The organism is Rhodothermales bacterium (assembly GCA_041391505.1).
Taxonomy (GTDB): domain Bacteria; phylum Bacteroidota; class Rhodothermia; order Rhodothermales; family JAHQVL01; genus JAWKNW01.
In genome coordinates, this window is the sequence record JAWKNW010000030.1 from 40211 (window position 1) to 67066 (window position 26856).

A 26856-nucleotide genomic window follows, 5' to 3' on the forward strand; every position below is an offset into this window, starting at 1 on the left:
CCGGGTCAGTCGTTCTCCGACGCCGGCGTCGGCTCGGTCAGCGCCATCATGCCATCGGACTCGCCGGCTACGCGATCGACGCGGTTGATCAACGCGATCAGGGTGTCGCCGGGTTGCGGCTCCGGGGTGTCGTCGGCCGTGAACACATGCAGGATGCCCGAGGGCCGCATCACGAACAGCGGGATCGCGTTTTTGCCGTAGCGCATCTGGAAGTCGTCGTACGTGAATTCCTCGGACAACATCCCCGTCTTGATCGACGCGCCGCTGATGAACCGGGTGTTGAGCGAGGCGAAGGTGACGTTGTCGCCGAAAAGCTGGCGGCCCCGGATGTGTTCGATGTATTCGTTCGTCTGGCGAAAATCGTCGCGAGGCCGCACGGGAAGCTGATAGACCTCGGAGGAGTCGAAGTACTCGTGGAAGTTGAGCGTCGCCAGCGCATTGATCTCTTCGTTGGGCGTCATCACCAGCATGCGGCCCATTTCGCTGAGTTCGAGTTCGTCGATCACGTCCTTCGAGAGGACGTGGGCCATGCGGGCGTCGAGGCCGGCCTGCTGGGCATGCGCCACGTTGCGGGGGTCGGAATCGATGAGCATCACCTTGAACCCCTGTTCCTGCAGCACCTTGGCCATGCGCCGCACCCACGACTGGGCGCCGATGAACAGGGCGCCCTGCGGGTTGGGATGCGCCAGCTTGAGCAACCGCGCCAGGGGCGTGGCCGTCAGCCCGTAGATGGCCACTGTCCCGATCACGACCATGAACACGACCGGCACCAGGCCGCTGCTCGATTCGGGGAAGATCTCTTCGAGCTGGAAGCTGAACAGCGCGGCCAGCGCCGCCGCCACGATCCCGCGCGGGGCCATCCACGACAGAAAAATCAGCTCCCGCCAGTTGATCCGCGACCCGATGGCCGATATCAGCACGGCCAGCGGCCGGATCGCGAAGAGGAGAATCGCCAGAAAGAGGAGCGTGTTCTGGTTGATGTAGCTCAGCTCCGTGATGTCCAGGCGGGCGCCAAACAGGATGAAGACGATCGCGAGCAGCAGCACGCGCACGTCGGCCTTGAAATGCGAGAACCGCGGCACCGAACCGAACCGCAGGTTGGCGATCGCGATACCGAGCATCGCCGTGGTCAGCAGTCCCGACTCCTCGCGCAGCACTTCCGATATCGCGAAGGCGCCCACGACGACGGTCAGGGCCACCGCGTTTTTGAGATAGTCCGGCACGAGGCGCTTCTGGAGCAGGAGATACAGCAGCCCGGTGCTGGTCACGCTGACGCCGATGCTCACGAACAGGATGAGCAGCAGCCCCAGGCCGGCGTGGACAAACGCCTCGCTCATGCTGCTGACTTCCAGGCCGCCGACGATCGGTTCGTTGAGGAAGACGACCGTCTTGAGCACCAGCACCGCCAGGATGGCGCCGATGGGGTCGTTGAACATCCCCTCCCACTTCCCGATCGCGCCGACGCGGCCGAGCGGGCGGACGTGCCGGAGGAGCGGCACCACGACCGAAGGCCCCGTCACGACGAGGAGCGCGCCGATCAGGATCGACATGCTCAGATCCATGTGGAGGATGTAAAACGCTGCCGCAGCGACCATGCCCCACGTGGCTATCAGCCCGACCGTGATCAGATGACGGACGACGTTGCCGGCGTCGCGCACGTCCTGCATTCGGAAATGGAGGCCGCTTTCAAACAGGATGAGCCCGACGGCCAGCGAGAGAAACGGGTACAGCAGGCTGCCCATCAATTCCTCGGGATTCAGGAGCCCCGTCACGGGGCCGGCCAGAAAACCGAAGATCAACAGCAGCAGGATCGATGGTATCTTGAACCGCCATGACAGCCATTGCGCCATGACGCCCAGGACGATGATCGCCGCGAGTCCCAGTAGGAAGTACTCCGTCAAGTGCTACCTCCCCGTGCTTTGTGGGTAATCGTTACGCGCGCAATTTCAGCCTATAAGGGTACTCCGTTTCAACGAAAGTATCCACGAACCTCCGCAAAAAAGGATCGAAGACCGGCGCGCCGGGTTTCGATCCGGGGCGCGAATCCGACGTTCCGGGTTGCGCGTTCCGGGGTAGGCCGGCATCGGCCTCTTCGCTTCCATCTCTTCCGTCCATCCATCCCGGCCGCGAGCCGGAATCCATGAAAGAACGTATCGGTATCGGCGTTGTCGGTCTCAATTTTGGGGCCAAGGTCATCGAAGACGAACTCATCCGGGGAGGCGGCAACCGCTGGTTCGAACTGCGGGCGGTCTGCGACACGGACGCGGCGCGCGCCCGGTCCGTCGCCGAGCGATACGGCGTGAACGCCTATTTTTCGCTGGATGCCCTGCTGGAGGATCCCTCGATCGGCGTCGTCGGGCTGTTCACCGGCCCCGCCGGCCGCGCCGGGCTGCTGCGCCGCATCGTACTGAGCGGGCGCGACGTGATGACGACGAAGCCGTTCGAACGCGACCCGGATGCGGCCGCCGGCGTGCTCCGCGAGGCCGAGCGGCTGGGCCGCACGATCCATCTCAACTCGCCGGGTCCTTTCTTCGAACCCGACATCCGCCATATCCGGGAGCTGGAGGCGGCGCACGACCTCGGCCGCGCCGTCGGGCTGCGCTGGGAGACCTGGTGCACGTATCGGGAGCAGGCCGACGGTTCCTGGTACGACGACCCCACGCAGTGTCCGGCCGCCCCGTTGTTTCGCCTCGGCATCTACGGCCTGAACGATTTTATGCAACTGATGGCCGGCCGCGCCGAGCCGGAGTCGGTCCAGGTCGCCACGGCGCGCGTGTTCACCGGCCGGCCGACGCCCGACAACGCCATGATGATGATCCGCTTCACCGACGGCACCCTCGGCAGCCTGTTCGCGTCGTTCTGCATCGACGACGGGATGGCCTATCCGGACATGCTCTCCATCGGCTTCGAACGCGGCACCATCGTGCGAAAAGACCTGCCCTACCGGCCCGGATCGCCCGAGCAGCGTTCGGTGCAACTCTTTACGGGGCCCCGGTCCCAGCCGACCATTCACCCGCCGGCCGTCTTCTCAAAACCCCTCGGCGCCGCCTATCAATGGGACGCGCTCTACGCCGCCCACCGCGGCGAAAGCCCGCCGGCCGAGACCCGCCCGGAAACCATCGTAAACGCCGTTCGCGTCATTCAAGCCGTCGCCCGGGCCGAACGCAGCGGGAAAACGGAGGCGGTTTGAGATTGCACATGGACCAGTGCAACATGGAGGCGCCTGGGTCGGCCCGCGATACCTTTTCATTTTGCACTTTCCAATTGGCGATCTCTCACTGTTCTTCCGTCAGCTCCACCCGTTCGTCGAACTTGACGCCGACGAGTTTGGAGACGCCCTGCTCCTGCATCGTGATGCCGTAGAGGCGGTCGGCCAGTTCCATCGTGCGGCGGTTGTGCGTCACCAGGATGAACTGCGTGTTGTTGGAGAACTCGCGGATGAGCTGCATGAAGCGCTCGACGTTGGCTTCGTCGAGCGGGGCGTCGACCTCGTCGAGGATGCAGAACGGGCTCGGTTTGACGAGATAGATCGCAAACAGGAGCGCCGTGGCGGTGAGCGTTTTTTCGCCGCCGGAGAGCTGTGAGATCGCGCTGGGCCGCTTGCCTTTCGGCTTGGCCACGATTTCGATCGGCGACTCGAGCGGATCGTTCGGATCGCTGAGGAGGAGATCGGCCGTATCGTCCTTCCCGAAGAGCGTCGAGAACAGGTGCGCGAAGTTGCGGCGCACCTCCTGGAAGGTCTCGTCGAAACACGCCGCCGCCGTCACGTTGATCTCGGTGATGGTATCGAGCAGCGTCTGCTCCGCCTCCTCGAGGTCGCGCCGCTGTGCGCTCATGAACTCGAAGCGTTCTTTTTCCTCCTCGTAGCTCTCCAGCGCCAGTTCGTTGATCGAGCCCATGGCGCGGAGCCGTGCGCGGAGCGACTGCACCTCCTGGCGCGCGTTCCGGTCGTCGAAATCGCCGGCGACCGTCACCGGGTCTTCGATGAGCGAGCGTTCAAAGTCCTCTTCGATCTTCTTGACGAGATCGATGGCGCGCGTCTGCACCTCGGTGAGGCGGACGGCGCGCTGCGTTTCCTCGCGCAGCCCCTGCTCGCGGCTCTGGCGCAGGGCGCGGAGACGGAGTTCGAGGTTGCGGATGCGCTCCTGGGTCTCGGCCCGGTCCTGCTCGGCCTCGGACACGGCGGCCTCGAGGTCGGCGTGGAGCGCGTAGAGGTCCTTGATCTGGAGGTCGTAGCTCTCCTTGGCGACCAGGTTGTCCTCGATGATCTTTTTGAGCGACGCGACATGCTGCTCGCGCGCCTGCTGCCGGCCTTGCAGGTGCGCAATGTCCTGCTTGCTCCGCTCCAGGTCGCGGCTCACATTGTCGAAGTGGTTGCGGGCCTGGACGGCGGCGAGGTTGGCGTCGTTGTATTTATTGAGCGCCTCCCGGTTGTCCGCCTCGGCGGCCCGGAACGCCTCTTCCGCCGCGCCGCGCTCGGCGCGCAGGGCGACGACCTTGGCCTCCATCTCCTTCACCGGCTCCTGGAGCGACGCGATCTGCGTGCGCCCGGAGGACACCGTCTCCATCATGTGGGCGATGCGGTCCGCCAGCTCCTCGCGGCGCTGGTCGGCCGAGGCGTGCTCGTGTTGCACGCGGCTGAACATCCGTTCGGCTTCGTTATACTGCTGCTCCACCTGGCGGAGCGCCTGCCGGCGCTCGTCGACCGGGATGGAAGCCAGCGCCTCGCGCAGCTGCTGGGTGATGCGCTGCTTCTGGTTCAGCGCCGCTTCCAGGCTTTTGAGGTTCTCGACGGCGGCGTCGTACTGTTCGCGGCGCTGGAGCCGGCCGGTCCGCACCGAGTCGTCCCCGCGGGTGCTGCCGCCGCAGATGATCCCCCGCGCGTCCAGCCACTCACCCGACGGCGCGTAGTAGCGGAGGGGGAGGACCGTGTCGTACAGCATCGTCGCCATTTCCTCCATCGTGTCGAGGAGGTCCTGGCCGTGCTCCAGCGAATTGACGAGGAAGCAGTTATGGAGGAGCGTGTCGCAGAGGGTCTGATAGGCCGGCTCGCGCACGCGGGCGATGTCGGTCATCGGGCGCGCGCCCCGGTCGGCGGCTTCCTCGATGATCTCGATCGAGTGCATGGGCTTTTTGAGCCGGGAGAGCACGATGATGTTCGTCCGCCCCTTCTGCTCGTTGCGGAGCAGCGTGATGGCCTGGCGGGCCTCGGCTTCGGTCTTCACCACGATGCAGCTGGCGTACGCCCCCAGCGCGGCGTCCAGTGCGCGGCTGTGTTCCTCCTCGGCGCCGATCACGTCGGCCACGGTCGTCAGTTCATCGCGCGTCCAGCCCGTGTTCTCGGCCAGATACTGGGCCGCTTCGGAGAGATCCTCGTACGATGAGATCAGGCTTTCGAGCAGCTGCACCTCGGCCGACACCGCGTCGAACTGGCGTTCGATGCGGCGGAGGTCTTCCATGCCCTTTTCGTGCTTCTGCTGGGCTTCTCCGTGGATGCGCTCCGCCTCGCTCAGCGCCAGGCGCGACTGTTCGAGCTGCTGCTTCTGCTTTCCGAGCGTGGCGGCGAACTGGTCCCGCTTGCCGAGGGCATCCGCGACGGATTGCTCGAGCGCAGCCGCCTGTTCGTGCACGCCGACGAGATCCTGCTCGACGAGTTCGATGCGGCTGGCGAGCCGGTCGAGCGTCCGCCGCTGCTCGAGGCGCGTGCGCTCGGCGGCTTCCTCGGTCTCACGCAGGCTCTGCGCCGTCTTCCAGGCTTCCTTGGCCCGGGCGTTGCGCTCCTCGCTCTCCACCTTGGCATCCGCGGCGACCTTCCGGGCGCGCTCCAGCACGGGCTGGGCCTCGGTCATCTCGATCTTGAGCTTCTCCACCTGCTCCTGCAGTTCGTGGATCCGTTTTCCTTCCTCTTCCTGCTCGCGGTGCGCGCGCTCTAGGTTGCGGTGCGCCGTCTCCATGCGTTCGAGCGCCAGCCGGCGCTCGGTCTCCAGCGACCGCACCTTGTCCAGATGCTGGTTCAGATCCTGCTGCCGGGCCGACAGCGTCTTTTCCTGCCCTACGAGTTCGACCCGCAGCGCCTCCATGTCGGCTTCCTCGCGCGACTCTTCGGCGGTGTGCACGTCGATCTGATCCTTCAGCTGCTGCGTTTCCTTGCTGAGTTTTTCCTCGAGCGAGCGCAGCCGGTTGAGTTCGATCTGGGCGAGCGACAGCTCCAGCTCCCGGAGCCGCACCTGCACTTCGCGGGCCTGCGCCGCCTTTTCGGCCTGCCCTTTCAGCGTCTGCACCCGCTTCCCGATCTCGTCCGTCAGGTCGCGGATGCGCGTCAGGTTGGCCTGGGTGCTGTCCAGCTTCCGCAGCGCCTGCGTGCGCCGCAGCTTGTATTTCGTGATGCCGGCGGCTTCCTCGAACAGATGCCGGCGCTCCTGGGTGTTTTCGGAGAGGATCTCCTCGATCATCTTGAGCTCGATGACCGAATACGCGCCGGGGCCCATCCCCGTATCCATGAAGAGATCCAGGATGTCCTTCAGCCGGCACTGGACGCCGTTGAGCAGGTATTCCGATTCGCCCGACCGGTACAGCCGCCGGCCTATCGTCACCTCGGCGTATTCCGTGGGCAGCACGCCGCGGGTGTTTTCGATCGTCAGCGTCACCTCGGCCATGCCGAGGGGGCGCCGGCGCGCGGTGCCGTTGAAAATGACGCTGTCCATCTTCTCCGAACGGAGGATCCGGGAGCGCTGCTCGCCGGTCACCCACCGCACGGCGTCGACGATGTTGGATTTGCCACAGCCGTTGGGACCAACGACGGCCGTCACGCCCGGATCGAACTTGAGCTCCGTCTGCTGCGCGAAGCTCTTGAAACCGTGCATGGTTAGCTTACTGAGGTACATGGCGTGCTTTAACTGAGGGACGCACCCCCGGAGGGATGACGAAAGGGCGTGCCGCGCGCGACGTGGTGCGTGACGGATGCCAGAGATCGCGGCGATGCAGAATTGTCGACAGCGCATGGACCCGGCAGGGCCGCCGCCGGCGATGCCCTGAGGTCAACCAAAATCGAACCTGTTTCTCTACTGATCGCCCCGGAAGCTCGTCGCTCCGGAGTTCCGGGGGGTGTCACAGGCGAAACCGAACGCTTCCCTGTTCCAAAACGCCTCCCATTTTACTCCGCGCCAGCCCGTTTTTCAAGCCCGCTTTTCCACAACTTATGAGCAAGTTGTATACAACACGCAGGTATTTATAAATAAAGAACCTGAAAGGCAGGATTCAGTGCTTTCCACAGGGGGTGAAAGGGTTCAATGTGCAAAGCTTGACGTTCAAGGTCTGCCGGCCTCTCACAGGATGCATGGGCGATGCACACCGGAAGCCACTTACGGTGCGCATCTTTAAACATGACGTTGCGTGCGTTGAAGAGGTGATCGAGGGATGCAGGATGCGGGATGCGGGATGCGAGATGCGGGATGCAGGATGCGGGATGCGGGGTGCAGGATGCGGGATACGGGATGTTTGCCGAAAAACCGTCCGGAATATCGATCATCCTGCATCCCGCATCCCCGTATCCTGCATCGGAAGCCCTTTCCAGTGCACCTCCTTAAACCTTGAACCTCCCCGCCTTGAACCACAAAAGGGCGTCCATCGGACGCCCTTTTGTTTTTATGCCTCGACCACTTCGGGATGTTTGAGGATCTCGAAGGTGAGTCCCGACTTGTCCGGCGCCAGATCGATCTGGACCAGGTCTCCTTCCTGGACGAAGCCGGAGAGCAGTTCCTCGGCCAGCTTGTTCTCCACCTGACGCTGGAGGACGCGCTTGAGCGGTCGGGCGCCGAAGACGGGGTCGAACCCGCCGGCGGCCAGCCAGTCCATCGCCGGCTCGGTGAGTTCGAGCGTGATGTTGTGGCTCCGCGCCGCGATGCGCTGGATGCGGGCGAACTGGATCTCGACGATCTTGCGGATGTGCTCCTTCTGGAGCGGGTGGAACATGACCACCTCGTCGATCCGGTTCAGGAACTCGGGGCGGAGCCGTTTCTTCAGCAGCCCCATCAGATCTTCCTGGAGGCGATCCTCGGCCGCCGGCGTGAGTTCGCCGTCGAGCGCATCAATCCGCTCCTGGATGACCTCCGAGCCCAGGTTGCTGGTCATGATGATGATGGTGTTCTTAAAGTCGGCCGTGCGCCCTTTGTTATCGGTGAGCCGGCCGTCGTCCAGCACCTGCAACAGGATGTTGAACACCTCGGGGTGCGCCTTCTCGATTTCGTCGAGCAGGACGACCGAGTAGGGCCGGCGACGCACCGCCTCGGTCAGCTGTCCGCCCTCCTCGTGCCCCACGTACCCCGGAGGCGCGCCGATCAGGCGGCTGACGGTGTGGCGCTCCTGGTACTCGCTCATGTCGATGCGCACCAGGGCTTGCTCGTCGTTGAACAGGAAACTGGCCAGCGCCTTCGCGAGCTCGGTTTTCCCGACGCCGGTGGTACCGAGGAAGATGAACGACCCGATCGGGCGCGTCTCTTCCTGCAGGCCGGCGCGGCCGCGGCGCACCGCGTTCGAGACGGCCTCGAGGGCATCCTTCTGGCCCACCACGCGGCGCGCCAGCTCGTCCTCCATCTTGAGCAGCTTCTCGCGCTCGCTCTCGAGCATCCGCGACACCGGGATGCCGGTCCACCGCGACACGATCGCCGCGATGTCCTCGGCGTCGATTTCCTCCTTGAGCAGCGCGCCCTTCTTCTGCACCTCGTCGAGCTTGCTCTTGGCTTCCTCGACCTGTTTCTCGAGCTGCGGCACGGTCCCGTAGCGGATTTCCGCCACCTTGCCGTAGTCGCCCATCCGCTCCAGGTTTTCGGCCTGGGTGCGGAGGGATTCGATTTCTTCCTTGGCCTGCTGGATCTGGACGATGAGGTCCTTTTCCCGCTGCCAGCGCACCTGGAGTGCGTTGCGCTCTTCCTCGAGGTTGGCCCGCTGTTCGTTGATGGAGCTCAGCTTGGACTCGTCCCCGTCCCGCTTGACGGCTTCGCGCTCGATTTCGAGCTGGCGGATCTGGCGTTCGAGGGCGTCGAGCTCTTCGGGCATCGAGTCGATTTCGATGCGGAGCCGCGCGGCGGCCTCGTCGATCAGGTCGATCGCCTTGTCCGGCAGGAAGCGGGCGGTGATATAGCGGTGGCTGAGTTCGGCGGCGGCGACGATGGCGCCGTCGAGGATGCGCACCCCGTGGTGCACCTCGTACCGGTCCTTGATGCCGCGCAGGATCGAGATGGTGTCCTCCACGCTCGGCTCGTCGACGACGACGGTCTGGAAGCGGCGTTCGAGGGCCTTGTCTTTTTCGAGGTATTTGCGGTACTCGTCGAGCGTCGTGGCGCCGATGGCGCGCAGCTCGCCACGCGCGAGCGCCGGCTTCAGGATGTTGGCCGCGTCCACCGCACCCTCGGCCGCGCCGGCGCCGACGAGCGTGTGGATCTCGTCGATGAACAGCACGAGTTCGCCGCCGGAGTCGGTCACTTCCTTGACAACCGCCTTCAGACGGTCCTCGAATTCGCCGCGGTATTTGGCGCCGGCGATGAGCGAGCCGAGATCCAGCGCGAGGATGCGCTTCGACTTCAGGTTTTCGGGCACGTCGCCCTGCACGATCCGGATGGCGAGCCCTTCGGCGATGGCCGTCTTGCCCACGCCGGGTTCACCGATCAGGACCGGGTTGTTCTTCGTGCGCCGCGACAGGATCTGGAGCACGCGCCGGATCTCCTCGTCCCGCCCGATGACGGGGTCGATCTTGCCCTTGCGGGCGAGGTCGTTGAGGTCGCGCGTGTACCGCTTGAGGGCGTCGTAGCGATCTTCGGCGTGCGGGTCGGAGGCGCGTTGACCGCCCCGGATATCCTTCAGCAGCGCCAGGATGCTATCCTTGCCCACGCCCTGTTCGCGGAGAAACACCCCGAGGTCGTTTTTCCCCTCGGCGAGCGCGATGAGCAGGTGTTCGCTGGCGACGTATTCGTCCTTGAGCACTTCCGCCTCGGCGAGCGCGCGGTCGAATACCTTTTTGAGTTCGTTCCCGACGAACTGGCCCGAGACGCTCGCGCCGGTCACCACCGGCAGCTTGCCCATCAGCTGTTCCGCCTTGACGTCGAGAAAGCTGTTGTTGACGCCCAGCTTATTGAATATGGACAGGACGACGCCCTGGGTATCGCTCAGGAAGGATTTGAGCAGGTGAACCGGCTCGACCCCCTGGTGATTGTTCGAAGCCGCGATCTCCGTCGCGCGCTTCACCGTCTCCTGCGCCTTAACCGTAAATTTCTGCAAGTTCATGGCCTTCTCACCCGGTCTGTGTGATGCACCCTGGCACAGGTGCTTCTTTCGCCAGCTTCAAACGAAAAACGTACCACGCGGCCGAACGTGACAGATTGACAGCACGGCCGGCCGATCGAAGGAAGCGATGCCCGCGGATGGCAGCCGGCGGCGTCCGGGCCGCGGCGTCGTGGCAGGACTCGGGTTCAGATATCGGCCAGGACGTCCGCCAGGCGGTAGGCCGCCAGCGCGGCGCGGCGCTCGGCCACCTGCTTGGCGCGAAGAGGGTATTCTTCCGGCAGCACCGGCGCCTGGCTCCGCCGATCCTCCACCTCGCCCTGGAGCTGGCCGGCCAGATAAACGGCATCGATCGCGTACCGGCGGCTCTCCAGCGCCCAGCCCGTCGGGTCGGTGGCTTCGCCGAGTTCGAGGAGCGCCATGCGGGTGTACGTCCGCCCGAGCAGCGTCGCCTGATTGCGCACCTCGCGGACGTTGGCGGACGTGCCCAGCAGCTGATCCCAGAAGGCATGGAGGTTCATGCCCTCGCGATTCGGCCGCGGACGAACGAAAAAGTCATTCCCGCCGCGGTCGCCCCTGGGGTAATCGGCATTGACGAGCGTCGCGGCATGCAGCGGCTGATGCAGGTCGCCGATCAGATGGATGAGCCAGCTCAGATGCACCGCGCGAAGAACCGCGTCCTGGCGCGTATTCCCGATCTCCGCGATCGAGACCCGGATGCCGTGCAGGACATCGTTCTCCGGCGTCAGGGACGGAGCCAGCGCGAAGCTGTCGGCGACGAGCGGATAGTTCGTGTAGTGCCACGTGGGGTGGTCGTACGGGCTGCCGCGGCGCCGGATCTGGTCCGGCCAGAGGCTGGCGCGCATGAAAAAGTACTCGCCGGCATCCATCGAGACCCCCAGCGCCTCGAAGTCCTGCTGCCACGACTCATAGTCGGGGTGATGGTACAGCAGCGCGGCGTAGGCCGCCTGCTGCTCGGGCGTGAGCGAGCGATACGCCAGCGCCGCGATCATCATGTGACCGTTGCTGCTCCAGGCGAGCGCGGAGGCCGGCGCGAGCAGGGCGAGCGCAACGAGGACGGCGCCCCAGAAGGGCGCGCGTCCGGGCCGGCGAACCGCCGTATGTGATGTCATGAGGGGCATGAAAACGCGTAGGGTTTAACCGTCGGCGCGCCGAATGGTAAAGGTGGCGCGTTTGAGCACTTCGCCTTCGGACGACTGCACTTCGACTTCCCAGATCCCTTCGCCCTGCGCCAGCAGCGCCTCGGTCGAACGTCCGCTCCAGGTCCGCCACGACGCGGCGCCGACCTCGAGCTTGACGCGGCGTTTCTCCTCGCCGTTGAAGGACCAGATGTGGTAGACGTGCGTCGGCGGACGGGCGCCCTCGATCCGGGTATGGCAATAAATCATGTCGGGCCGGCTGGTGAACGTCGTTCCCGTTCCAACAAGCTCCCGGTCTTCGATACCCGTACCGAAGCGGATTGATTCGACGACGACGACCTGGCCGTCCTGCGCCCGAACGCGCGCCGGCGAGATCGCCAGGGCGGTGAGCGCCATCAACAGGGTAAACCAATTCATGATAGCGTAGCGATTGAATTCCATCAGGATGCGCACCAGCTCCATCGCCGGCCCCGTCCACCCGGAGGCTCGATGGACTGGCGCGTCCGAGGCCGTGGTCGCCTCGATAAGTAGGTCATTACGTACGCGGGGCGATGCGAACCAGACCCGAAAGCCGCCTTGCGCGCCCGGTCCTTCCGCTCGTTCGGTATCGGGTTTGCAAATTTGCCCCTCCAGCCCCGAGAATGCCTCGATGAGCGCGCCGCATGGGCGCATCGAACTTCTGCTCCGGAAAGACATGCCATCGCTCCTGAAAAAAACGACGGCCGGCACCATCGTGCTCACCCTCGTCTTCGTTTCCCTTCTCTTCCTGCCGCTGCCCGGGCTCGCGCCGTCGCAAACGCCGGTCGACGTCGCCCGCGCGATCGAAACGCGCGGCCTCGAGCACTTCGAACGCATCGTCGAGGGCCAAAACCTGGATCGCCCCTTCCCGGAGATGCCCGTCCGGCCCGACAATCCGCTGACGGCGGAACGCGTCGAACTCGGCCGGCTGCTCTTTTTCGACCCGGTCCTCTCGGGCGGCAACGACATTTCGTGCGCCACGTGCCATCATCCCGACCTCGGCTTTTCCGACAACCGGCTGACCTCGATGGGCGTCGGCGGCCGGCACCTGGGCCGCGGGCGCACCGGGGGCGCCTCGCTGCGCCGCAACGCCCCGACCCTCTGGAACGCCGCGTTCAACCACCGCCAGTTCTGGGACGGGCGCGCGGCGGACCTCGAAGCACAGGCGGCCGGGCCGATCCAGGACCCGAGCGAAATGGCGCAGGACCCCGACGAACTGGTCCGCGAACTCGAACGCATCCCCGCCTACGTCCGCGCCTTCCGGGAGGCGTTCGAGGACGCCGGCGATGCCCCGATCTCGTTCGAGCGCGTGACCTATGCCATCGCCGCCTTCGAGCGGACGCTCACGTCGCGGAACGCGCGCTACGACCGCTACGCCGCCGGCGACCGCAGCGCGCTCTCGCCGTCCGAACGCCGCGGCCTCGACCTGTTTCGCTCCCTCAAGACCCGCTGCTTCGAGTGCCACAACCTGCCCACGTTCGCGAACCCCGACTTCAAGATCATCGGCGTGCCGGACGGGGACCTGGAACCCGACCTCGGCCGCGCCGAGGTGGAGGGCCAGGGCTACGAACGCGCTTTCAAGGTGCCCACGCTGCGCAATGTCGCGCTGACGGCGCCGTACATGCACAACGGCGTGTTCGAGACGCTGGGCGAGGTGCTCGATTTCTACGGCGGCGGCGGCGGACGGGGGCTGGGCGACACGATCCCGAACCAGGACGACAAGATCCGCCCGTTCACACTCACCGTGCGCGAAAAAGACGACCTGATCAATTTCCTCCACGCGCTGACCGACGAGTCGGCGCGGCCGGCGATTCCGGAGCGGGTGCCGTCCGGCCTGCCGGTCGTGCCCCGGCTCGAGAACGAGTCGGCCGAGTTGCGCTACCATCAGGCCTCGCCCCCGCCGCAGGAGGCCGTCCCCGTGCGCCGGGTCGGCCGGACGCTGTACGTCGATTACGGCCAGCGCATCCAGCATGCGCTCGACGCGGCGCAGCCGGGCGACACGATCAGCGTCGCGCCGGGCATCTACCGGGAAACGCTGTCGCTCGACGTGTCGAACATCACCCTGATGGGCGTGCAGGAAGGCGATCTCCGGCCCATCCTGGACGGGCAGGGCATCCTGGCGGACGGTATCGTCGGATCGGGCAGCCACATCGCGATCGTCGGCTTCACCGTGCGCAACTACACGGCGAACGGCGTTATGATCGACCGCGCGATGGACGTCGTATTCCGGGAGTTGTATCTGGAGAACACCGGGCTCTACGGTCTGTATCCCGTGGAAGTGGTGGGGGTGACGATCGAGCGATGCCGCGTCACCGGCGCGCGGGACGCCGGCATCTACGTGGGGCAATCCAAAAACATCATCGTCCGCGAGAATACGGTGTACGGGAACGTGACCGGCATCGAAATCGAGAACTCGGTGGACGCCCTCGTCGAGAACAACGACGTGCACGACAACGCCGGCGGCATCCTCGTTTTCCTGCTGCCGAACAACCCGTCCAAGATCTCCCGCGGGGCCGTGGTCCGGGCCAACCGGGTGTACAGCAACAACCACGAGAACTTCGCCGACCCCGATGCGATCGTGAAGCGCGTCCCGTCCGGCACCGGGGTGATGATCCTCGCGGCCGACGCGGTGCGCGTCTCCGGCAACGAGGTGATCAACAACCAGTCCGCCGGCATCGCCCTCCTCGGCCTCGACAGCGTGTTCGGCGCCGGCACCGCGTACGACGTCGATCCCTTCCCGGACGACAATCTGATCTACGACAACACGCTCGAAGCCAACGGGCTGTCTCCGGATGTGCGCGTGCTGGAAGCCGGCCTGCACGGCGCCGACCTGCTGTGGGATCTGAGCGGAACGAACAATAGCTGGGACCAACCCGAGGCCACCCGCCTGCCCTACACCCTGCCGGCGAGCACGTGGTCGCCGATGCTGCGGCGGGCGAACGACCGCGTTTGGCGGCTGCTCGCGTCGCTCTGAGCGGATTGCCGGCCGGCGCCTCCGTCCCTGATTTCGTGCGAAGCTTCACACGAAACGCTAAACCTTTCGCGTTCGTACGTGGAACGCGAACCGATTGCGCGCTATTTTCCCGGCATGGACCTGAAAGAGCTCTTCAAGAAGATTCGCCAGATCGAGATCCGCACCAAGGGTCTGGTTGAAGACGTGTTCGGCGGCGAATACCATTCGGCCTTCAAGGGGCAGGGGATGGAATTCGCCGAAGTGCGCCCCTACCAGTTCGGCGACGACATCCGGAGCATCGACTGGAACGTGACGGCGCGCACCGGAGAGCCGTATATCAAGAAGTTCGAGGAGGAGCGGGAGCAGACGCTCATGCTGCTCGTGGATGTGAGCGGGTCGGAGGATTTCGGCACCCGGTACAAATTCAAGCGCGAGATCGCGGCCGAGATCTCGGCGATCGTCGCCTTCAGCGCGATCCGCAACAACGACAAGGTGGGGCTCATCCTGTTTTCGGACGAGGTGGAGCTGTTCGTGCCGCCCAAGAAGGGCCGCCGGCATGTGCTCCGCATGATCCGCGATCTCTACGCGCACGACCGCCACAGCCGCGGCACCGACGTGAGCGTCGCCCTCAACCGCGTCATCCACGTGCTGAAACGGCGCTCGATCGTCATCCTCATCAGCGATTTTATGGTGGACAACTACGAGCGTCCGCTGCGCGCGGTGGCGTCGCGGCACGACACCATCGCCGTGCACATCCAGGATCCGCGCGAAGAGGAACTGCCGGCACTGGGTCTGGTTGACCTGACGGATGCGGAAACGGGCGAAACCATCACGTTCGACACCCGGAATCCCGCCGCCCTCGAAGCCTACACCCGGCACGCCCGTACGCACCAGACGAAGACGACCGAACTGCTCCGCCGGCTTCGCGTGGATCGGGTGGGGATTTCGACGGACGAAGGGTATGTGGAGCCGCTCATCCAGTTTTTCCGCCGGCGCAGCAAAATGAGTTGACGGGTTCACGCCCACTCTGGAAACGGTCATGCCGCGAATCTCCCACATCCCCTTCTGGCGCCTCATCGGCTGGCCGCTGGCCGCGCTGCTGGTCGCCGCCGCCCTGCCGCTACGGAGCGCGGCCGGGCAGGATGTGTGGTCGTACGTATCGAAAGACAGCGTGTCGGTGGGCGACCGGTTCGCGCTGTACATCGTGGCGGAGCACGAGGCCGACGCCCAGCCGCTCTTCCTCCCGCCCGAAGCCGGCGAGGCCTTTGGGGATCTCGAGATCGTGGGGATGTCCGATATCTACAGCAGGCTGATCGAAGGCGGGGCCGGACGCCGGCAGGACAGCGTCGTCTATCAGGTCACCACCTTTGCGCTGGACACCGCGTTCGTGCCGGCGATTCCCGTGTTTTTCCTCCGCGGCCTGGATACGCTGCGCGCAGAGACCTTCCCGATCGTCATCCCCGTGAAGTCGCTGGTGACCGAGGAGGCGGAGGGCATCCGCAACCTGGCGCCGCTGGCCGAATTCCCGGTGTCGATCTGGCCCTGGATCGTGGGATTGCTGCTGGCGGCCGGCCTGGGTTATGCGGCGTACCGCTACATGAATACCCGCCCGGCGCCCGTGCCGGAGGCGATACCGATCGCCCGCCCGCAGGAGGCGCCGTACGCCTTTGCGATGCGCCGGCTCGGCGAGCTGCAGAAAAAAGCCAATCTGAGCGATCTCAAGACCATCAAGCCCTATTATGTGGAGATGTCGGAGATCATCCGCATCTACCTGTCACGCCGGCTGCGCATCCCCGCGATGGAATCGACCACGCACGAACTCGTGGCCCTGCTGAAGCGCCGCGTCGACGCGAAGGTGATTCCGGACGACACGGTCGGCAAGGCCCAGCAGATTTTCCGCGTGATGGACCTCGTCAAGTTTGCAGACCTGCTCCCGCCGCCCCATGTGGGCCAGGAGGCGATGAACCGCACCCGCGCCCTGATCGAGGCCATCGAGGCCACGCTCAAGGCAGCCGAGAAGCCGCCTGAGACGCCGCCCGAGCCCCAGGCCGCGCCGGCCGACGCCGCGCAGGACGCCGCCTGACCGATGGACAGACCCGCGCGCTCCTTCAGCCAGCCGTTGCTGGACCGGTTGCGCCGCGCAAGGCGGATCGCCGTGCTCACGGGCGCCGGCATCAGCGCCGAGAGCGGCATCGCGACGTTCCGCGACCCCGGCGGGTTGTGGAGCCGGTTCCGCCCCGAGGACCTCGCGAACGTCGACGCGTTCCTTCGGAAGCCGGATCTGGTGCAGCGCTGGTATGCCGAGCGCCGGCGGATCGCGGCGGAGGCCGAGCCCAACGCCGGCCATCGCGCGCTGGTCGACCTCGAAGCGATGACCGACGACTTCACGCTGATCACCCAGAACGTCGACGGCCTCCACCGGCGGGCGGGGAGCCGCAACGTGCTGGAACTCCACGGCAACATCAACCGGAACTATTGCATCGCCTGCCGCGCGCCGGCGCCGGAAGGCTTCGCCGACCGCCTCGCCGAAGGCGCGCCGGCGGATTGCCCGTCGTGCGGCGGCTTCATCCGGCCGGATGTCGTATGGTTCGGCGAACTGCTGCCGGCCGACGCCACCGAGCAGGCCTTCGCGGCCGCCCGGCGCGCCGACGTCGTGCTGAGCATCGGCACCAGCGGGGTCGTGTTTCCGGCCGCCCAGATCCCGCTCACCGGCCGCGACCACGGCGCATATGCCGTCGAAATCAACATCGAACCCAGCGCCATCGCGGGATATATGGACGAAACCCTGATCGGTCCGGCCGGTACGGTGTTGCCGGAACTCCTGTCCGCCCTGCGCGAACAGGCCGGCGAACCGGTCGGCGAATGAACCGTTAGGAGATTCAGGCAACACCCAACCCATGGAATTCGCGCAACCCTACTGGCTCTTCCTCCTGCTCCTGGCGCCGCTTCTCGGCGCCTGGGAGTACTGGCGCGCGCGGCGCAAACGGGCGGGGATGCAGTTCAGCAACATCGCCTCGGTGAAGGCCGCCCCACGCTCCGTCTGGACGTACCTGCGCGGCCTCCCGTCGCTGCTGCGCGTCGGGGCCTTCGTGCTCGGCGTCATCGCCCTCGCCCGGCCCCAGGACCGCGACACGGTGGTCGAGCGCTTCGCGGAAGGCGTCGACATCATCATGGTGCTGGATACGTCGACCTCCATGCGCGCGCAGGACTTCGAGCCGAACCGGTTCGAGGCGGCGCGCGAAGTGGCCGGCGAGTTCGTCAAGGGCCGCGTATCCGACCGTGTCGGCCTCGTCGTGTTCGCCGCCAAGGCGTTCACGCAGGCCCCGCTGACGCTGGACTACAGCTTCCTCCAGCAGATGCTCGCCGAAGTCGAGGTGGGCGTCATCGAAGACGGCACGGCCATCGGCACGGCCCTGGCGATGGCCGTCAACCGCTTGAAGGAAACTGACGCGAAGAGCAAGGTGGTGATCCTCCTGACGGACGGCCAGAACAACCGGGGCGAGATCGACCCCGTGACGGCCGCGGAAGTGGCCGAAGCCGTCGGCGTGCGGGTCTATACGATCGGCGTGGGCGCGCATGGCGAAGCGCCGTTCATCATCGATCATCCCTTCGCCGGCCGCCAGCGCCGCATGGTGCCCGTCGAGATCGACGAGGACATGCTGCGCAACGTGGCCGAAAAAACCGGCGGACAATATTTTCGCGCGACCAACAAGGAAGCGCTGAGCACCATCTACGAAGAAATCGGCAACCTCGAAAAGACCAAGGTCGAGGAACGGATCTACACCGACTATACCGAGCGCTATGCCACGTTCCTCTGGCCGGCCTTCGTATTGCTCCTGCTGGAGGTCCTGCTCTCGTCGACGCGACTGAGGAGGTTTCCTTGAAGGGTTCAAGGTTCGAGGGGCATGGTTCAATGGATGTGTCGTTCACGTTCATCAAGACCATGCCTCGTTCCTCCTCGGACGGAGTCCGGCCGAAACCCGACCTTAAACCTTGATCCCAGAACCCTGAACCAACCCCATGAACTGGCTACACCCTGAATACATCTGGAGCCTGCTGGCCGTGCCGGTGGCGGTGCTGCTCTTTTTGTGGGCGGCATGGCAGCGGCGAAAGGCGTTGCAGGCGTTCGGTCATGTTCCGCTGGTGTCGCGGCTGACGGCGGCCGTGAGCAGCCGGCGCCGGCGATGGAAGTCGGGCCTGGCCGTGCTGGGGTTGCTGTTTATTGCGGTGGCGCTGGTGGGACCGCGTTTCGGGACCAAGCTGCGCGAAGTGAAGCGCGAGGGCATCGATTTCGTCATCGCGCTGGACGTTTCGGCCTCGATGATGGCCGAAGACGTGGCGCCGAACCGGCTGGACCGCGCCCGCAACGAAGTAAAGAAGCTGATCGGCGAGCTGCAGGGCGACCGAGTCGGGCTTGTCACCTTTGCCGGCGACGCCTTCATCCAGTGCCCGCTGACGACCGACTACAGCGCCGTCCGGCTCTTTCTCGACGTGGCCGACCCGTCCCTGATCCCGACGCCCGGGACCGACTTCGGCGCCGCGCTCAACATGGCCATCCAGGCCTTCAAGGGCGGCGCGAAGGACGGCGAGGGTCCGCCGCCGGAAGAACGGACGAAGGCGCTCCTGATCGTTTCCGACGGCGAAAACCATGTCGCCAACCTGGAGCAGGTGCTGACGCAGGCCCGCGAATCCAAGATCGTCATCTTCACGGCCGGCGTGGGCGAAACGGATGGCGTGCCGATACCGGTTTACCGCAACGGCCGGCGTATCGATTACAAAAAAGATCGACGCGGCCGGGTGGTCAGCACGCAGCTCGAGGAAGAAGGACTCCAGAAACTCGCGGAAGACGGCGCCTACTTCCGCATCGCGCGGACCTCCAGTTCGCTCCCTAAAATAACGGCGAGCCTACAACGTTTACAGAAAACAGAGTTCGGCGCGGAAGAGTTCGAAGAATACGAGGAGCAGTATCAGTGGCCGCTGGCGCTGGGCCTGTTCCTCCTGTTGCTCGAACGGTTTGTCAGCGACCGACGTAAAAAAACAACCCCAGACCTCGAACTGGCGAAAGAGGCGGTTTCTTGAGGTTCGAGGTTTGACGTTCAAGGTTCGATGGGCTTGACCTGATGCCTTTGAACCTCAAACCTTGAACCTCGAACCATAAAACTCACCCCGCCACCAATCCTCATGACCTACGGTATCGCAATCATCCTGGCTTTCATGCAGCTCGGCGTCGGCGACGACGGCTCGAAAGCAGGCCGGCGCGGGAACGAATTTTTCGCCCGGGACGAACTGCCCCAGGCCGCCGGCGCGTACCGCAACGGCCTCGTCGCCCAGGAAGGCGAGCCGGCCAACGCGGTCACCTCCGGGCTCTGGAATAACCTCGGGGCCACCCTGTTTCGGATGGGACAGTTCGAGGAGGCCGGCCAGGCCTTCGATCAGTCGATCGCCCTGTCGACCACCCCCGGCGACGTGAGCCGCGCGGCCTACAACGCCGGCAACAACGTCTTCGAGGCGGCGAGCGCATCGGGCGGGCAGGCGCCGCCCACGCCCGACGGGCAGGAGGGCGCTCCGCCGCAGGGCCCCACCCTCGAATCGGCCCTCGACTACTACCGTCAGGCCCTGCTGGCCGACCCGGACAACCAGGACGCCAAATTCAACTACGAGTTCGTCAAACGCCGGCTCGAAGAACAGCAGCAGCAGGATCAACAGGATCAGCAAAATTCCAACGACCAGAACGAAAACCAGGACGAGAACCAGCAGAACCAGGATCAACAGAATCAGGGCAATCAGCAGAACCAGGGGCAGCAGGATCAGGACGACCAGCAGCAACAACAGGGCGACCAGCAGAACGAAGGGCAGCAAGATCAGCAGCCCCAGCAGCAACAGGCGCCCGCCCCGGACCCCAACAAGCTGAGCCGGGAAGAAGCGGAGCGTATCCTTCAGGCGCTTCAGAACGAAGAGGAAGACCTGCTCCGGCAGGTGCTCAAGCCCCAGACCCGACCTCGGGCCGTGGAAAAAGACTGGTAGTTTGGCATATGCCTTCGATTTCACCCATATCGACGCCTCCCCTTCGCACAGGTATCCGATGGCTCGCGATCGTCCTGATGCTCGCCGGCTCCACGGCGGCGCGCGGTCAGGCCATACGCGTGCAGGCCTTTGTGAGCGAGAACACCATCGGGACGGAAGAAATCCTGGCCTACAGCATCCAGATCGAAAACGCCAGCCCTAACGATGTGGTGCGCCCGGAAGCCCCTCGAACGGAAGGACTCACGCTGCTCCAGGTGATGCCGAGTTCGCAGATGAGCACGAGCATCATCAACGGGCAGATGAGCCAGAGCGTGTCCTACGAATGGCGCATGCGCCCCACCCGCGAAGGCGAGGCCAAAATCGACGCCGCCGTGGTGAAGGTGAAGGGGGAAAACTACCGGACCGCACCGATCTCCGTGACCGTCGTCCCCCAGTCCCAGCGGCCGCAAACGGCCCGGCGCAACACGCGCACCCGGCTGATCGATCCGTTCGCTACCCCCTCCGCCCCGGACAACACCCCCCCGCAGTCGGCGATCGGCAAGGACGACATCTTTATCCGGGCTATCCCCAGCGCCAGAAACGTCTACCAGAACGAGCAGGTCAACATCGAATACCAGCTGTTCTTTCGTGAGGGGATGCAGCTCCGGCAGAGCCGCCTCGCCGACTCGTGGGACGCGGAAGGATTCTGGCGGGAGGAACTGGATGTCGAGCGCCGGCCGATTCCGCAAACCGTCGTTGAAAAAGGGCTCCGGTACAACACCATCGTGCTCAAGCGGGTGGCCGTGTTTCCGACGCGCTCGGGCGATCTGTCGATAGACCCCCTCAAGATCGAGGCGGAAGCCTTCGTCCCGCACCGGTCCGCCAATCCGTTCGACCAGTTTTTCAGCTTCAGCCCCCGGTACGAGCCGGTCGAGGTCTCGTCGCCCCCGGTGACGATCCACGTCGAACCCCTGCCTCCCGGCGCGCCTGAGTCGTTCAACGGCGCCGTCGGCTCGTTCCATATCGAGGCCAGCGTGAGCGACAACGCCGTCGAAGTCGGCGAACCGATCGAAGTGGAAGTCCGCATCTCGGGCACCGGCAACATCGCCACGCTGGATCCGCCCCTGTTCACGCCGCCGGGTGTCTTCGAGCAGTACGACCCGCAGATCCAGACCTCGATCAACCGGACCGGAAACCGGATCAACGGCACCAAGGTGCTGAATTACGTCCTCATCCCCCGCTCCAACGGCACCTTCCAGCTGCCCCAGGTGGAGATGGCGTATTTCAACACCGCGCGCAAGCAATATGAGAAGATGCGGCCCGAGCCCGTCAGCGTGCGCGTGACCGGCACGGCTTCCGCGCCCGTGGCGGCGCTGACCTCGGCGATGGGGCTGCCCGTGGACGACATCGCCGGCATCCTGCCCGAGGCCAGCAACTGGTCGCGCATCGCGCGGATGCCGCTGCACCAAAACCCGTTCGTCTACATCGCGCTGCTGCTCCCGCTGCTGGGCATCGCCGGCCTGTACGTCTACACCAAACGGGCCCGCCAGCTCGCCGGCGACGAACGCCTGCTGCGCAACCGGCGCGCCCATCCGCTGGCCAGGAAGCACCTCGCCGGCGCCATGGCGCTGCTCTCGCGGCAGGACTCGCGCGGCTTTTACCAGGAGGTCGAACGCGCCATCCGCTCGTTTATCGGGAATCGCCTCAATGTGGCCGAGACCGGACTGACCTACAGCCAGCTCGAAAACGCCCTCGCGGAACACGGCGCCTCCGCCGTGCTCTGCGGCCAGACGGTGCAACTGATCCAGGAGTGCGATCGCGTGCGATTCGCGCCCATCCCGCCGAACCAGTCGGAGATGGACACGGCCTGCGACCGGGCAAGCCAGCTGATCGTCCAGCTCGATACGGAGTTGAACTGACATGCGCCGCCCGAACCTCACAGGCTTCTTCCTGGTCGCCCTGCTGGCCGCTGCGACAGGGTTCGCCCGCCCCGCCGGCGCGCAGGTGAGCGAGGCCGTGCTGGCCTTCGACCAGGGCAACCAGCTGTATCGCGACGGCCAGTACGAACAGGCCATCGCGGCCTACCAGTCCGCCATCGACCAGGGCTACGCGAGCGGGGCGCTCTATTTTAACATGGGCAACGCCTATTACCGCCTCGACCGGATCGGGCAGGCCATCCGGTATTACGAAAAGAGCCGGCGGCTGACGCCGGAGAGCGCCGAGCTGCTCCACAGCCTGGAGATCGCGCGGGGACACACGGTCGATCAGTTCTCGCACGTGCCTCAGCCGGTCTGGGTGGCGTGGTGGCACAGCCACATCACGCGCACGGGCGGCCGCGGGCTGCTCTGGGGCGGGCTGCTGCTCTATTTCGTGGCGGCCGGGCTCTTCGCCGGCCGCATCCTGCGGGGATGGCGCAATCCCTGGCTCCGCCGGCTCCGCGCCGTCACCACGCTCGCGGCCACCGTCCTCCTCGTGGCGGCCTTCGCGGCCTCCATCCAGTCCACATCCGAGCGGACGGCCGTCGTCGTCGCGACCCAGACGGCGCTGCGCGACGCGCCCCTGGAGACCTCCGGCACGGAACTCACCATCCACGAAGGCCTGGTGGTGGATGTGCTCGGCAACGCCGACGCCTGGGCCGAAGTGCGGCTCCCGAACGGAACCCGCGGATGGGTGGAAACAAGCGCGCTGGCGGACGTGTAACGGGCTCCCGGCTTTTTTCGGGTGCTGGGATTTTGGGTGCTGGGATTTTCGGGTGCTGGGATTTTCGGGTGCTGAGCATTGAAAACACCCCGGTCCGACCAGTACCTTGACGCCTCCGAATGAACGCGGCGCCTTATGGAACCTATTGCCCTGCATCGAAATCGCGAAACCGGCTGGATCGAGGTCATCTGCGGATCCATGTTCAGCGGCAAGACCGAGGAGCTGATCCGCCGGCTGCGTCGCGCGCGCTTCGCGAAACAGCACATCGAGATCTACAAACCGTCCTTCGACAACCGGTTCAGCAAGGAAGAGGTGACCTCGCACGATGAAAACTCGCTCTCGTCGACACCCGTGAGCGCCGCCTCGCAGATACTCCTGCTCACGAACGACGCGGACGTGGTGGGCATCGACGAGGCGCAGTTTTTCGATCTCGCCCTGGTTTCGGTCTGCGAGCAACTGGCCGCGCGGGGCACGCGGGTCATCGTCGCGGGGCTCGACCAGGACTACACCGGGCAGCCGTTCGAACCCATGCCCCAGCTGATGGCCGTCGCCGAGTACGTCACGAAGCTGCACGCCGTCTGTGTCGTCTGCGGATCGCCGGCGAACCATTCGCAGCGAATCACCGCCGGATCGAGCCGGCTGCTCCTCGGCGCCGCCGAGGCGTACGAACCGCGCTGCCGGCATTGTTTCCGGCCGGCCGAATCGGGCGAGACCGACGAGGCGGGTCGGCGCGCGCGCGATACGAAGCCGGCCTGAGCCCCAATTTTCTCCTTCTTCGCTTGCAGGTGAGGGATCGCCCCGCTATGTTGCCCACGAACCGGCGACCTGCGGCATCACCTCGTCACGCGGCCAGCAAATACCCATGTCCAGCCAACCTTATCTCGTTGCGGCGCGCAAATACCGGCCGCAGCGGTTCCACGAAATCGTAGCCCAGGAGCACGTCACCGAAACGCTCACCAACGCGATTCGCCTGGATCGGCTGGCGCACGCCTACCTGTTCAGCGGCCCCCGCGGCGTCGGCAAGACGACGGCGGCGCGCATCCTCGCGAAGGCCATCAACTGCACGACCCCGCCCGACCAGCGCGGCGACGGCGGCGAGCCGTGCCGCACCTGCGATTCGTGCCGGACGTTCGAGGAAGGGCGCAGCCTGAATATCATCGAGATCGACGCCGCCTCCAACAACAAGGTGGAGGATATCCGGGACCTGCGCGAGACCGTGCTGGTGCCGCCGCAGGGCAGCCGGCGGAAGGTGTACATCATCGACGAGGTGCACATGCTCTCCAACGCGGCCTTCAACGCGCTGTTGAAGACGCTGGAAGAGCCGCCGCCGTACGTCCTCTTCATCTTTGCGACGACGGAGCCGAACAAGGTCCTGCCGACCATCCTGTCGCGGTGCCAGCGGTTCGACTTCCGCCGCATCGCCGTTCCCGAGATCGTCAGCCACCTCCAGCGGATCTGCCAGGAGGAAGGCATCGTGGCGGACGAAGCCTCGCTGATGCTGATCGCCCACAAGGGTGACGGGGCGCTCCGCGACGCGCTTTCGGCCTTCGACCAGGCCATCGCGCTCTGCGGGACGAACATGACCTACGCCGAGCTGGCGCAGGCTTTCGGGGTGGTGGATATCGACCTGTACTTCGAGGTGACCCGCGCCGTCCAGACGAGCGACAGCGCCGGCATGCTCGCCCTGGTCGAACGGCTCACGCGCGCCGGATACGACATGCAGGAATTCATGGCCGGTCTCGCGTCGCACCTGCGCAACCTGCTCGTGGCCTGCACCATGCCCGACACATCGCTCATCGAGGCCGCCGAGTCGGTGCGCGAGCGGTACGGCGTCGACAGCGCCGCGTTTACCGAGACCGATCTGCTCCGGCTGCTGATGCTGGTGGATGAAGGAGAGGAAAAGCTGCGGACGAGCACCCAGCCACGGCTCCGGCTCGAAATGACGCTCCTCAAGATGGCCAGCCTGGCGCGCAGCGTCGACCTGCGCGAAGCGCTCGCGCGGCTCGATCAGCTCGAACAGCGCGGCGGAGCGCCGGCAACCCCGCCGGCACCGACGCCGGCAACTCCGACGCCGCCTCCACCGCCCCAGGCCGCCCGCCCGCCGGCGCCCAGCCCGGCGCCCCCCCAAAAACCCGAGCCGCCGCCGGCGCCGGAGCCCGACGTGCGGCCTCCGCTCAAGCTGGTTGACAAGCCGGCGCCGCCCCCGCCGCCACCCGCACCGCCCCCCCAGGGCGGCGGCACCGAAAACCTCTTCGGGACGCCGCTGCTCCAGAAAAAACCCGCGGGCCCGCCCCGGGGCGGCGACCCGGAAGCCTCGCTGCGCGTGGAAATCGATGTCGCCATCGCGCCATCCCCCTCGTCGCAGAACGCCGTGCTGCTCGCGCTCTGGCCGGGCTTCGTCGGACGCGTCAAGGTGGAGCGCATCCACGTGAGCGCCCTGCTCCAGCACGCCACCCCGCTGGACGACCAGGGTGCCGTCATCGTGCTCTCCGTGCCCGACGACTTTCACCGGCGCATGCTCGACAGCCAGCAGGAGTTTCTCGTCGCCAACTTCAAGGAGGAGACGGGCCGAACGATCACGCGGTTCGATTTTGTGATCGGGGGGAGTGAAGATGGACCGGAAGCCGTGGAAACCCCTCAGGAAATCGATCCGTACGAGTACATGAAACAGAAACGGCAGGAAAGCCCCGTCATCCGCGCCATTTTCGATCAATTCGGCGGCGAAGTCGTCTGGTGACGACACACCCCCGACCCTGAGCAGACACGATTTATGTCAGACGATCTCAATATGGCCGATATGTTCGGCAAGATGATGGACATGCAGCGCAAGATCACCGAAGCGCAGGAGGCCCTCTCCGCGCAGACGGTGACGGCGGAAGCCGGCGGCGGCATGGTCAAGGTCACCGCAAACGGCCAGCAGCGCATCACCCGGATCAAGATCGAGCCGGACGCCGTCGACCCGAGCGACCTGGAGCTGCTGGAGGACCTCATCATCGCCGGCGTGAACAAGGCGCTGGAGGAAGCCGCCCAGTTGGCCCGCGGCGAAATGAGCCGCGCCGCCTCGGGCATGCTGCCGCCCGGCTTCGATCCCAAGCAGTTCGGACTGTAACCGACCGGCATCGCCATGCAATTCACGTCCGAGGCCGTCGAGGCGCTCGTCGAACACTTCACGCGCCTGCCCACGATCGGCCGCAAGACCGCGCATCGGCTCGTCGCGTACATCCTCAAGATGCCCCGGGAGGACGTGGCCGAGATGGCCCGCGCCCTCGTCGCCGTCAAGGACCGCGTCCGCAGCTGCGAGGTGTGTTTCAACGTCTGCGACGACGCGCGCTGTGGGATCTGCACGTCGTCGCGCCGCGATCACGGGGTGATCTGCGTGGTCGAGGAGCCGAACGACGTGATGGCGCTGGAGCGCACGAACGAATATACCGGCGTCTACCACGTCCTGGGCGGCGTCATCAGCCCGCTCGACGGCATCGGCCCCGAGGACCTGCACATCCGCGAGCTCGTCGCCCGCATCGTGCCGGCGGACGCCGGCCCGGCCGGCGACGCTGAGCGCGTCCCCACCCGCGAGGTCATCCTCGCCATGAACCCCAACGTCGAGGGCGATACCACGGCCTATTACCTGGCCCAGCTGCTCAAACCCTTCGGCGTCCGGCTGACGCGCATCGCGCGCGGGTTGCCCATCGGCGGGGACCTCGAGTATGCCGACGAAGCCACGCTCTCGCGCGCCCTCGAGGGGCGTGT

At 65.6% G+C, this 26856-nt stretch carries 19 protein-coding genes; 14 read left to right on the plus strand and 5 right to left on the minus strand.

Translation table 11 applies throughout. The features are described 5' to 3' along the window. Positions 1-5 precede the first annotated feature (5 nt). Positions 6-1901, minus strand: coding sequence for a cation:proton antiporter (locus R2834_21100; GenBank protein MEZ4702843.1), 1896 nt, complete (start codon positions 1899-1901; stop codon positions 6-8). 239 nt (positions 1902-2140) lie between these two features. On the opposite strand from R2834_21100, the gene R2834_21105 reads away from it, so the two are divergent. Then, positions 2141-3190, plus strand: a complete 1050-nt coding sequence (locus tag R2834_21105) for a Gfo/Idh/MocA family oxidoreductase (protein MEZ4702844.1) — start codon at positions 2141-2143, stop codon at positions 3188-3190. An 85-nt stretch (positions 3191-3275) separates the two neighbouring features. Here the strand turns inward: R2834_21105 and smc are convergent, their stop codons facing one another. The 4 genes from smc to R2834_21125 all read right to left on the minus strand — a co-directional run bounded on the left by smc (position 3276) and on the right by R2834_21125 (position 11852). Further along, the gene (gene smc / locus R2834_21110; protein MEZ4702845.1) at positions 3276-7001 is read right to left on the minus strand and encodes a chromosome segregation protein SMC; all 3726 of its coding nucleotides are present in this window, start codon (positions 6999-7001) and stop codon (positions 3276-3278) included. Positions 7002-7644: 643 nt separating this feature from the next. Beyond that, positions 7645-10278 carry an ATP-dependent chaperone ClpB gene (clpB, locus tag R2834_21115; protein ID MEZ4702846.1) on the minus strand — a complete coding sequence of 878 codons (2634 nt, stop codon included), beginning with the start codon at positions 10276-10278 and terminating at the stop codon, positions 7645-7647. A gap of 185 nt (positions 10279-10463) precedes the next feature. Then, a complete protein-coding gene (locus tag R2834_21120; protein MEZ4702847.1) occupies positions 10464-11408 on the minus strand; it encodes a S1/P1 nuclease in 945 nt (314 codons plus the stop codon). A 24-nt stretch (positions 11409-11432) separates the two neighbouring features. Beyond that, positions 11433-11852, minus strand: a complete 420-nt coding sequence (locus R2834_21125) for a DUF2914 domain-containing protein (GenBank protein ID MEZ4702848.1) — start codon at positions 11850-11852, stop codon at positions 11433-11435. 277 nt (positions 11853-12129) lie between these two features. Between R2834_21125 and R2834_21130 the strand changes: the two genes are divergently transcribed. The 13 genes from R2834_21130 to recR form a co-directional block, all read left to right on the plus strand. Beyond that, the gene (locus R2834_21130; protein ID MEZ4702849.1) at positions 12130-14427 is read left to right on the plus strand and encodes a parallel beta-helix domain-containing protein; all 2298 of its coding nucleotides are present in this window, start codon (positions 12130-12132) and stop codon (positions 14425-14427) included. A 78-nt stretch (positions 14428-14505) separates the two neighbouring features. Beyond that, on the plus strand, positions 14506-15417 hold the full coding sequence (locus R2834_21135; protein ID MEZ4702850.1) for a DUF58 domain-containing protein: 912 nt from the start codon (positions 14506-14508) through the stop codon (positions 15415-15417). A 28-nt stretch (positions 15418-15445) separates the two neighbouring features. Then, on the plus strand, positions 15446-16489 hold the full coding sequence (locus R2834_21140; GenBank protein MEZ4702851.1) for a hypothetical protein: 1044 nt from the start codon (positions 15446-15448) through the stop codon (positions 16487-16489). Between the two features lie 3 nt (positions 16490-16492). Further along, the gene (locus R2834_21145; protein ID MEZ4702852.1) at positions 16493-17272 is read left to right on the plus strand and encodes an NAD-dependent deacylase; all 780 of its coding nucleotides are present in this window, start codon (positions 16493-16495) and stop codon (positions 17270-17272) included. Positions 17273-17303: 31 nt separating this feature from the next. After that, positions 17304-18290, plus strand: coding sequence for a VWA domain-containing protein (locus tag R2834_21150; GenBank protein ID MEZ4702853.1), 987 nt, complete (start codon positions 17304-17306; stop codon positions 18288-18290). A gap of 136 nt (positions 18291-18426) precedes the next feature. Continuing rightward, complete coding sequence (locus tag R2834_21155) at positions 18427-19485, plus strand: VWA domain-containing protein (GenBank protein MEZ4702854.1); 1059 nt, start codon at positions 18427-18429, stop codon at positions 19483-19485. A gap of 102 nt (positions 19486-19587) precedes the next feature. Continuing rightward, a complete protein-coding gene (locus R2834_21160; protein MEZ4702855.1) occupies positions 19588-20430 on the plus strand; it encodes a tetratricopeptide repeat protein in 843 nt (280 codons plus the stop codon). A gap of 77 nt (positions 20431-20507) precedes the next feature. Continuing rightward, the gene (locus R2834_21165) at positions 20508-22328 is read left to right on the plus strand and encodes a BatD family protein (GenBank protein MEZ4702856.1); all 1821 of its coding nucleotides are present in this window, start codon (positions 20508-20510) and stop codon (positions 22326-22328) included. Position 22329: 1 nt separating this feature from the next. Further along, complete coding sequence (locus R2834_21170; protein MEZ4702857.1) at positions 22330-23109, plus strand: tetratricopeptide repeat protein; 780 nt, start codon at positions 22330-22332, stop codon at positions 23107-23109. A gap of 135 nt (positions 23110-23244) precedes the next feature. Then, entirely contained in the window at positions 23245-23865 is a 621-nt protein-coding gene (locus tag R2834_21175; GenBank protein ID MEZ4702858.1) for a thymidine kinase, read from the plus strand. A 106-nt stretch (positions 23866-23971) separates the two neighbouring features. Beyond that, the gene (gene dnaX, locus R2834_21180) at positions 23972-25846 is read left to right on the plus strand and encodes a DNA polymerase III subunit gamma/tau (GenBank protein MEZ4702859.1); all 1875 of its coding nucleotides are present in this window, start codon (positions 23972-23974) and stop codon (positions 25844-25846) included. 33 nt (positions 25847-25879) lie between these two features. Continuing rightward, a complete protein-coding gene (locus R2834_21185) occupies positions 25880-26218 on the plus strand; it encodes a YbaB/EbfC family nucleoid-associated protein (protein MEZ4702860.1) in 339 nt (112 codons plus the stop codon). Positions 26219-26233: 15 nt separating this feature from the next. After that, positions 26234-26856 (plus strand): recombination mediator RecR (recR, locus tag R2834_21190; protein ID MEZ4702861.1); only part of this gene is annotated, 623 nt, incomplete at its 3' end.

Coding starts and splice junctions, on each gene's coding strand:
- R2834_21105 (MEZ4702844.1), top strand. CDS start 2,141: ATGAAAGAACGTATCGGTATCGGCGTTGTCGGTCTCAATTTTGGGGCC.
- smc (MEZ4702845.1), bottom strand. CDS start 7,001: ATGCGCTGTCGACAATTCTGCATCGCCGCGATCTCTGGCATCCGTCAC.
- clpB (MEZ4702846.1), bottom strand. CDS start 10,278: ATGAACTTGCAGAAATTTACGGTTAAGGCGCAGGAGACGGTGAAGCGC.
- R2834_21120 (MEZ4702847.1), bottom strand. CDS start 11,408: ATGACATCACATACGGCGGTTCGCCGGCCCGGACGCGCGCCCTTCTGG.
- R2834_21125 (MEZ4702848.1), bottom strand. CDS start 11,852: ATGAATTGGTTTACCCTGTTGATGGCGCTCACCGCCCTGGCGATCTCG.
- R2834_21130 (MEZ4702849.1), top strand. CDS start 12,130: ATGCCATCGCTCCTGAAAAAAACGACGGCCGGCACCATCGTGCTCACC.
- R2834_21140 (MEZ4702851.1), top strand. CDS start 15,446: ATGCCGCGAATCTCCCACATCCCCTTCTGGCGCCTCATCGGCTGGCCG.
- R2834_21145 (MEZ4702852.1), top strand. CDS start 16,493: ATGGACAGACCCGCGCGCTCCTTCAGCCAGCCGTTGCTGGACCGGTTG.
- R2834_21150 (MEZ4702853.1), top strand. CDS start 17,304: ATGGAATTCGCGCAACCCTACTGGCTCTTCCTCCTGCTCCTGGCGCCG.
- R2834_21155 (MEZ4702854.1), top strand. CDS start 18,427: ATGAACTGGCTACACCCTGAATACATCTGGAGCCTGCTGGCCGTGCCG.
- R2834_21160 (MEZ4702855.1), top strand. CDS start 19,588: ATGACCTACGGTATCGCAATCATCCTGGCTTTCATGCAGCTCGGCGTC.
- R2834_21165 (MEZ4702856.1), top strand. CDS start 20,508: ATGCTCGCCGGCTCCACGGCGGCGCGCGGTCAGGCCATACGCGTGCAG.
- R2834_21170 (MEZ4702857.1), top strand. CDS start 22,330: ATGCGCCGCCCGAACCTCACAGGCTTCTTCCTGGTCGCCCTGCTGGCC.
- R2834_21175 (MEZ4702858.1), top strand. CDS start 23,245: ATGGAACCTATTGCCCTGCATCGAAATCGCGAAACCGGCTGGATCGAG.
- dnaX (MEZ4702859.1), top strand. CDS start 23,972: ATGTCCAGCCAACCTTATCTCGTTGCGGCGCGCAAATACCGGCCGCAG.
- R2834_21185 (MEZ4702860.1), top strand. CDS start 25,880: ATGTCAGACGATCTCAATATGGCCGATATGTTCGGCAAGATGATGGAC.